The sequence below is a fragment of the Streptomyces zinciresistens K42 genome, assembly GCF_000225525.1.
Taxonomy (GTDB): Bacteria; Actinomycetota; Actinomycetes; order Streptomycetales; family Streptomycetaceae; genus Streptomyces; species Streptomyces zinciresistens.
The window spans coordinates 1-8344 of record NZ_AGBF01000246.1; the positions used below are offsets into that span (position 1 = coordinate 1).

The 8344-nt window shown below is 71.3% G+C and carries 8 protein-coding genes; 2 read left to right on the forward strand and 6 right to left on the reverse strand.

The annotated features are described in order from the left end of the window. Positions 1–548, reverse strand: a 548-nt coding sequence (gene ku, locus SZN_RS33145) for a non-homologous end joining protein Ku (RefSeq protein ID WP_007503747.1), incomplete at its 3' end; no start/stop codon positions are given. A gap of 199 nt (positions 549–747) precedes the next feature. Between ku and SZN_RS41700 the strand changes: the two genes are divergently transcribed. Then, positions 748–1356, forward strand: coding sequence for a hypothetical protein (locus SZN_RS41700; RefSeq protein ID WP_007503748.1), 609 nt, complete (start codon positions 748–750; stop codon positions 1354–1356). Positions 1357–1605: 249 nt separating this feature from the next. On the opposite strand, the gene SZN_RS41705 is transcribed toward SZN_RS41700, so the two are convergent. From SZN_RS41705 to SZN_RS41110, 5 genes are all read right to left on the reverse strand, one after another. After that, complete coding sequence (locus tag SZN_RS41705) at positions 1606–1932, reverse strand: hypothetical protein (protein ID WP_167546343.1); 327 nt, start codon at positions 1930–1932, stop codon at positions 1606–1608. A 292-nt stretch (positions 1933–2224) separates the two neighbouring features. Further along, on the reverse strand, positions 2225–3016 hold the full coding sequence (gene istB, locus SZN_RS33160) for an IS21-like element helper ATPase IstB (protein WP_007503750.1): 792 nt from the start codon (positions 3014–3016) through the stop codon (positions 2225–2227). Then, positions 3016–4545, reverse strand: a complete 1530-nt coding sequence (gene istA / locus SZN_RS33165; RefSeq protein ID WP_007503751.1) for an IS21 family transposase — start codon at positions 4543–4545, stop codon at positions 3016–3018. Before istA ends, istB begins: the two co-directional genes overlap by 1 nt. A gap of 136 nt (positions 4546–4681) precedes the next feature. Beyond that, positions 4682–5413 (reverse strand): phosphotransferase family protein, encoded by a 732-nt coding sequence (locus tag SZN_RS33170; protein WP_007503753.1) that lies wholly within the window; start codon positions 5411–5413, stop codon positions 4682–4684. Positions 5414–5731: 318 nt separating this feature from the next. Further along, complete coding sequence (locus SZN_RS41110; RefSeq protein WP_139063644.1) at positions 5732–6472, reverse strand: hypothetical protein; 741 nt, start codon at positions 6470–6472, stop codon at positions 5732–5734. Positions 6473–7605: 1133 nt separating this feature from the next. Here SZN_RS41110 and SZN_RS33190 point away from each other — a divergent pair. Beyond that, positions 7606–8344: DnaB-like helicase C-terminal domain-containing protein (locus tag SZN_RS33190; RefSeq protein WP_007503761.1), on the forward strand; the 739-nt coding region annotated here is incomplete at its 3' end.

Genomic DNA, 8344 nt, shown 5'->3' on the forward strand with positions numbered 1-8344 from the left:
TCGCGGTCGGTGACCGGGAGCGTGGGCGCAGGGCCCGGCTCACGGATCTCGTCCGGCCAAAAGACGGTGTGAACCGTCAGCACCCCGGACCGGGGTCGAAGCACAGCCAGCCGCTCGCGTGAACTGATGGCGGTCTTGGCGATCCCCACCAGCCCGGTCCGGGCCAGCGCGGCAACGAGGACCTCGTAGGGCCGCTCGGCGGCCGCGCCCGCGGGGCGGGCGTAGTAGGCGCGCTGGTAGGAGATGGGGTCGATGGTGTCGCCGGGGACGAACCCGAGTACCTCTATGACGTGCCGGGTCGGCAGCGGCAGCCGCTCCAGGGTGGCATCGTCCAGCACAGCCATCGTGCCGTCCGGCGCCTCCACGCCGCGTGCCACGTCCGCATAGGCGACCTCCTGGCCGTCCAGCTCACACACCCTGCGGTGTCGGATACGCCCTCCGCAGCGCCGGTGCACCTCATGCAGGCGGATGCGGTGGTCTTCCGTGGCGGGCGCGACTAGAACGGGCACGGAGACCAGGCCGAACGACACGGACATCGTGGTCGCCATGTCTCCATGGGACCGCTGACCTGCGGCTGACGCATGTCAAGCCATCACGGGCCACGATGTCGGCGGCGTGTGCCATCATGACGCCAACTCTTCCCCGCCGACGCGGGGGTATCGCCCCTGGACACGGCGTGCCAGGGAGCTGGGCTCCGCACATGCGGAGGTGACCGCAGCAGACACCCCCATGCCCAGGGAGAGAACCATGGACCACCCCCTCGCCCGCGTCCTCGACCGCATCGACCCCGACGCCCGGTACCGCGCGCCCGACCTCTCCGAACTCCTCGGTCTGGCCCGGTCGTCGACGAACACCCTGATCCTCAGCGGCTGGTTCCCGGGAGCGGAGTGGGAACGCGTGCCCGGCGCCGACGGCCGTCAGCGGGTGTGGACCGGCGCGGCCCTCATCGCGGCCGCCGACACCGACCCGCCCGCCCTCGACCACAGCCGCTACGCCCCGTCGACGCTGTGGCGCCTCGGCTGCGGGTGCGATGACTGCCTGGCCTGGCACAACGCCGACTCCCGGGAGCGTCGTCGTGCGCTGGCCGATGCGGCGTTCCCGGAGCAGCGGCGTCGGCAGGTCCTCGAACTGGTCTCGGCCGGAGACGTCGACAGCATCGAGGAGGCCGCTGCTCGGGCGGAGGTGTCGCCGGGGCGGGTGTTCGGGCTCGCCCGCCGTGACGAGGGCTTCCGGGCCGCGCTCGACGAGGCCGCGGTCGCGCTGTGCGTCGGCGGAGACCTGTGCGGCCGCCCTCGCGGCTACCGGACCGGCTGCCGTGGGACCGCATGCCGACGCGCGCACCGCCCTCTTGCGTGAACCGGTTGCGGGCTGTGTCGTCCTCTGTGGCGTCTGGTTCTGGACTGTGGTGCGGCTGAGTGGCGCGCCGGGTGCGCATCAGTCCGGCTCGGTGGTGTGTCTGACGACAGCGGTACGTTGCGGTCTGTCACCTGCCGGTCCGGGTGGTGGTCAGTGCTGGTCGAGGGATTGTTCACGAGTTCCGATGGCACGGGCCTGGCCTGCGGGAGAGGCTCCGGCGAGCGACCCTGAAGGCGTGGCCCGCATTCGTTACTGCGACTCCTGCGGGGCTCGGCTGCCGAGGAGCGCGTCGGCCAGGCGCCGGTACTGCGATGACGTCTGCCGGGCCCGGTGGTACCGGGAGCAGCGCAGGACAGACCGGTCGTGGGGGCTCGCGATGATGCTCGCCGACGCGGAATGGAACGGCGACACCGGCATCATCCGGTTGCTGACCTGCCCGGAGTGCGGCCAGATCACCTTCGCCGGCGGCCACCGCCGCCAGGACACGGTGTACTGCTCCGGCCGCTGCCGGTCGAGAGCGTGGCGCCGTCGCGCGGCCCGTCGAGCGAGGCGGCGAGCGTGACGTGCAGCCGTCACACAATCGAGTCGTACTGGCCGGTATGACGGCTCGACGTCTGCCGTGACTGCCGGGACCGCCTCCTCGACTGTCCTGTGACACCGATTCCTTGACCGCGTGCCATCGACCTTTGATGAACGCGGGTTGTGTCATCGAAGTTGATTGCGCAGGTCGAAGGATCGTCAGAGCGCCGGATTGTTGTCAATGGCCTTGAAGTTCTCCCCGTAGGCGGCCAGGAGTTGTCCCCGCTGGCGGCCATCTGGGCTTCCCCAACGGCGGCCAGTTATCTCCCCGCCGTGGGTGGTGTCGTGGTCAGCTGAAGGGCTTGACGCCCTGGCCGGAGGTGGCCTGGGCGAGCCGGAAACTGTCACCCTGGGTGACGACGATGTGGGCATGGTGCATGAGCCGGTCGACGGTGGCCGTGGCCAGGGTCTTGGGCATGATCTCGTCGAAGCCGGAGGGGTGCAGGTTGCTGCTGACCGCGAGCGCGCGTCGTTCGTAGGCGGCGTCGACCAGCCGGTAGAAGCCCTCGGCAGCCTCGGGGCTGACCGGGAGGAGGCCGATGTCGTCGACGATGATCAAGTCGGAGCGGATGATCCGGGCCAGAGCGCGGGCGATGGAGTCGTCGGCGCGGTGGCGGCGGACGAGGGCGCCGAGGTCCTCGATGGTGAACCAGGCGACCGTCATCCCGGCCTCGACCGCGGCCTGGCCCAGGGCCTCGGTGAAGTGGCTCTTCCCGGTGCCGGAGGGTCCGCAGACACAAAGGCTCTCGCGGCGGCGGACCCATTCGAGGGTCTTGAGCGCGTCCTGGGTGGCGCGCGGGATCGAGGACGCCTGTTCGTCCCAGTCGCCGAAGGTCTTCCCGGCGGGGAAGCCGGCGCGCTTGCGGCGGGTGTGCAGGTTGGCGCGGTCGCGACCGGCGGCCTCCTCGGCCAGCAGGACGCGCACGACCTCGGCGGGGTCCCAGCGTTGGGCCTTCGCGGTGGGGATCACGTCGGCGAGTGTGCGGCGGAGGTGAGGGAGTTTCAGGCGGCGGGTCAGCTCGATCGCCTCGGCCAGCGGGTCGCCGGTGGAGCCGTGGACCTGGCGGAGCGGGGTGGCCATCAGATGCGGTCCTCTTCTTCGGTGCTGGATATAGGGGTCGCGGTAGTACCGAAGCCGGCCCAGGCGGAGGTGCCGGGCTGCAGGCTGTGGGTCTCACTCGCGCGGGTCGGCTCGGCGGTGTCGCGGCCGGCCTGGTAGTCGAGGATGGACAGCAGGTCCTTCTCGGCGAAGCGGCCGGTGACCGCGGCGGTGCCCAGAGCGCGGTCAACTGCCTCCGGGGAGTAGAGCTTTGACAAGGTGACGGCCTCGGCCATCTTGGCCTTGACGCGGCGGGTGCCGGCGGTGGCGGCCTCGATGAGCCAGCTTGCGGCGCCGGGGCCGATCATCAAGAACGCGGCCTCGGCGGCGCTGGTGGCCTTCGGGGTGCGGTCGCCGTCCTTGTCCTCGCGCTGGGGGTAGTGCTCGGTGGCGATGACCGGGCTGCCCGGGGTTCCGCGTGGGTGGCGGGCGGCCTCGGTGGCGGTGCCGTCCGTGCCGACGGCGGTGACGACGAGCTCGTCGCCGTGGAACCGGGCCCAGACCCGGGTGTCGATCAGCTCGTGCGGGACCGAGTAGCGCACCGCCTCCACCGAGATGGTGGCGTCCCAGTTGACCCGGCGGGTGGTGCCGAACGCGACGGTGAACGGCTGCCTGGGCAACGGGTGCAGCCGCTGACGCTCCTCGGCGAGCATCTCGGCCGGAGTGCGGCGGGTCGCGCGGTGCACCCGCGCGTTGACCTCGGTGCAGAACTCGCGGCAGGCGGACTCCAGTTGGGCGAACGTGCGGTATTCCTCCAGGAGGTTGACGTCCTTGGGGACCAGGTCGGCCTTGGCGATGCGGACGGTCGCTTCCGAGCCGCCCTTGGTCTCCGGGTCGGCGGGCAGGCAGGTGCGGATGGTCGTGCCGTAGTGCCGGGCGACCTCGACGATCTCGGGGTTGCGGACCGCGATCCCGGCGATGTGGTCGGTGGTGACCGTCTTCTCGTTGTCGGTCAGCACGAACGCGGGGATCCCGCCGATCCTGCGGAACGTGGCGTCCAGGCACGCGGTCACGGTGGGCAGGGTCTTGTCCCAGATCGGGATGACGACCCGGAACCGGGACCAGGCCAGCCACGCGCACCACAGCGTGGTCTTCCGGCCGCCGATCACCGGGCCGTCGCCGTAGTCATACTGCAGCCACAGCCCCGGCTCGGTGACCCAGGGCCGGTAGACCCTGCGCCGCCCGGCCAGGTACTGGGCCTTTGCCTCGGCCACGGTGCGGCGGGTGGTGCGCTCCCCGCCGGTGAAGCCCATCGCGGTGATGCGCTTGTGGACCACGTCCGCGCGGATCTTGCCGCCGGAGCGGACCACCAGCTCCTCGATCTTGGGGAGGTAGGCGTCGATCGCGCGGTCCCGGTGCCGGCGGGCCTCGGGGGCCTGCCCGGCCGCCCGCATCTTCACATAGCGGGCAACGGTGTGGTGGTCGCACCCGGCCAGCTCGGCCGCCGCGCGGTAACTGCCCGTGAGGTCGTATGCCTCCAGGATGTCCATGATCTCCCTGCTGTTCTTCACCCGCCCGACTCTCGCCGACCGGGATCTGGATCTTGTGAGCGGGGAGATATCTGGCCGTCCGCGGGGAAACCGCTGGCCATCAGTGGGGCCGTAAATGGCCGCCTATGGGGAGTTTTCCACGGCCGCCGTCAGATTGTCAGTCCAAAGCTGCGTCGAAGGTCGTGCGGTTGGCCGAGGTGTAGGCGTACTCCCGCTCGGACCACCGGATTCGCCCGGCGATCTCGTGGTCGTCGGCGACGTGCGGGGACGGGCGCGCGAGGTGGCTGCGCCACCACTGGGCGTTGCGGGTCTGGCGGTCGAGCGCGGCATCGATGAGGCAGGAGCGGGAAGTGGCGTCGAGCCCGTACGCGTCGGCAAGGATGCGTACCTGTGCGGCCTGGACGGTAGCGGGCGGAGCGTCAGGCTTGGAGGAGATGCACCAGGTCCACGCCATGTAGCCGAGATCTTCGAGGGGGTCGCCGGGGGCGGCGGTGTCGAAGTCGATGAAGGCGGCCGGGACGTCGTCTGCGAAGACCGTGTTGTTCGGCCCCGGGTCGTGGTGGCAGACCACGGGATGGTCACCGGTCAGGCGGCTGGTGCGGGTGGCATCGTGGAAGGCTCGGAGCAGGGAGCCAGCAGCGGCCACCTGGGGGTCGGTCCAGCGCTGAAAGCGGGCGGGCACCCAGCCGGGGAGGTAGCTGAGGATCTCGCGGCCTGCCGTGTCGAACCCGAGGTGACACGGAGCGCCGGTGAAGCCCTGCCGCCGGAGGTCACCGAGCAGCTCGGCAACGAACGAGGACGACGCGGTGGCCGGCCGCCGGACGGTGCGGCCGACCCTGACCACGCCGGGGGTAATGCGTCCGCCGGACAACGGCACTTCGTTCTCCATTGCTACATCCTGCATGCCTGGTCGTGCACCGAGCGCTCAGCCGACTCTGCGCGCAGGCCATCGGTCAAAGTTTCGTGGCAAACGGTCAAGGTTCGGCGTCACAGGAAATCGACGCCGTCGCCCAGGACGCGGATGCCACAGCCGACCTCGTGAACTGGGCTTGCGTGATCATGGGGGAGACGTACGGCGAGGTCCCCGACGCGGTCCTCGAAGACGACGACAAGGCCGACGTCTTTGAGGAGCCCTTCCGTCTCTGGCCCGCGTCTACCAGGACCAGTTCATGGCCGGCACCGACTACAAGGGATGCCGTTCGTCCGGCTACGCCGCTGCCCCACGCAGGCGCGGGCGGTCGTTGCGGTTGCCGCCGGTGTAGTACCGCTCTCGGAGGTGGCCAGCGGGCGGATGGTTGAGGTAGTCGGCCCGGTAGCAGCCATCGGGATGGGGGCATTCGTACACGGCTCCGCTGCAGTACTGGCAGAGCACTCCGCGGATGAGCTCGGTGTAGCGGTCGTACTCGAGGTCTTGTCCCAGGCTCTCGCCGCACGCGTGGCACATGCGTCCGGCCGCGTCGATGTACCGCGACCGCTTGCGGCTTTTCCAGTTGCTGCGCACGGGGGAGCGGTAGGGGTCCCAATCTCCGTCCTCGGATCGGACCGGGCACCGCAGGCCTGGAGGGACGTGCTGGGGGTGCTGATGCTCACTGGTCAGCCGCACGTCCCAGACTGGGCGGGCATCTCTGAAGGCGAACCAGGGTTCGTGGCGTATCGCCGTGCCGTCCAGCGGTTCCAGCGCGCTGCTGTGCGGGGCCGGTTCGGGCCGGTAACGGCCAGAGCAGATCATCACGGCGCCCAGCTGCAGGTGCCACAGGCCGTCGCCTCCGAGTATCGCCAGTGTCGGCAGGTGCCCGCGTTGCTCGGGCGGACGTGCGCAGGAGGCCCCGTATGCATCCAGTCGCGCGTGCAGTTGCGCTTCGAGGGCTTCGCGGCCCTGGTTGGGGCGGGCGAGCAGGTCGAGCTGCCGGTGTAGGGGCAGCGCGTCGAGAACGGGAGTCGAGGACATGCCGCCAGGCTGCGGCCAATCGCCTGTGGATAGATTTCTTCGGCCTCGCCCTCCCGCGTCCCGGGGCGCGCTCGCCGAACTCCCGTCCGGCCCGGGGGCCCTGCGGTCCCCGGGCCGGACGGATGACAGGTTGTGCCGGCGGCAGGCCCAGCCCGAGGAGCGTGAACGGGAGCTTCGCACAGTGGAGTTGCAGGAGGTCCATCCCGACCGTCGCTCGATCCAGGCTTCCGGCTCGGTCTCGACGGCCGATGCCGCTGATGATTCGGCCCTCCGGTGGCTGCACCCCGCCTGTCCGGCACCCGCGATGAGATCCACCACCCCGACCGCCAACGACCGGTAGGACGCGGGGGTCGTGTGCCCCCGGGGCCGTAACCTCGCGGATGTGGAGTGCTGGGAACCCGATGCCACCGGAACTGTCATCGAGTGGAGTGACTGATGGACTACCGATTCGTCCTCTTCGGCGTGTCTGGTCTCGTCGGCGTCGCTATGGCGAGTTGGGGGCTACTCCGGTTCGTCCTGCTGCGTTCGGCGCATAGCCGGCATCTCGTCCCCGGCGCACCGGCGCTTCCCCAGAGCCTCGTGGTTGGGCTTGTTCTGGCGGTGGCGTCATTGGGCGTCACCTGGATTGGTGGCATGTGGCCGTGAGTGGCTGGAGTGCCGGCGGTTGCCTGGGAGTCTCGCTGCGGCCGCCGCGGCAGTGGTGGACAGCTCGACGCCGGCGGTGAGTCCGCCGGTGTCCTCTTGACGGCTCCTGGTCACAAGCCCGAATCCGTCTTGGAACCCTGGCGGGTGCGTTGGACCCGCGCCCGCCGGCACGTCGGTCCGGCATCGCCTTGGTGCTGGACTACGCGCATGCCCACCACCGCTCGGGCGCCGGGCTGGGCTCGCTGTTCGTCGTACGTCCTGGGTCCGCGGGCACCGGGTGCTGGCGGATGTCCCCGCGCTCTGGTGTCTCGGCGGAACCCGGCGGCCTGGTCGCATGGTTGGCCCGTCGCCTTGTGTCCCTTGGCCGGGGAGTTTGCCCGCCGGTCGTTGATGGGGGAGCGGGCCGTGCTGCGGCGTTGTGCAGGGTAGTGGCGGCGGGTGGTCTTGGCGGTGGTTGTGCGGTGGGTTTCACGCGGGTAGGTGAGGTGTTGCCCGGGCCGGCGCCCGGCAGTCTCGCCGAGGCGGCCGCGTCACTGCTGGGTGCGCGGGCGCCGGTGTCGACGTTGGTGCGGGTCCTGGACGAGGCTCTCGGCGGTGGTCTGCACCCGGGCCGGCTGTACCTGGTCACCGTCTCCGGCCCGGCGGGCGGTGAGGGACGGCCGGGCGCCGGCGGGGGACTGCTGGCCGGCGGGGCGGTGCGGGCGGCGCTGTTCCGGGACGCGGGCGCCGTCCTGTACGCGGCTTTCGGGCCCTCCGCGCGGGACATCGCCGCGCGGGTGATGGCCGGCGAGCTGAGGGTCGGCTACCGGGCGCTGCGCGAGGGGCGGCTGAAGAGGGCGGACCGGGCCGCGGTGGCCGAGCTGAGCGCCGGGCCGGAGGCCGCGCGGCTGCTGATCGAGGACCGGCCTGGGACCGGGGCCGGCGAGCTCGCGCGTCTGGCCGGGGGCCTGGAGGGGCTGCGCCTGGTCGTCGTCGACGGGCTTGAGGCGCTGCCGGGCCTGCGCGGGCCGGCGCACGCCGCGGGGGCCTTCGACGGGCCGGGGCGGGAGCTGCGGCGTCTGGCCCGGGACCTCGATGTGCCGGTGCTCGCGGTGGCCGGGGCCGGCGACGGTGAAGGCCTGCGCGCCGTCCTCGCCCCGGACGTCGTGGTCGCCCTGGCCTTCGCCGCGGACGACGCCGGCTACAACGCCGGTTACAGCGCCCGGCGGGACCGGGCGCGGGTGACCG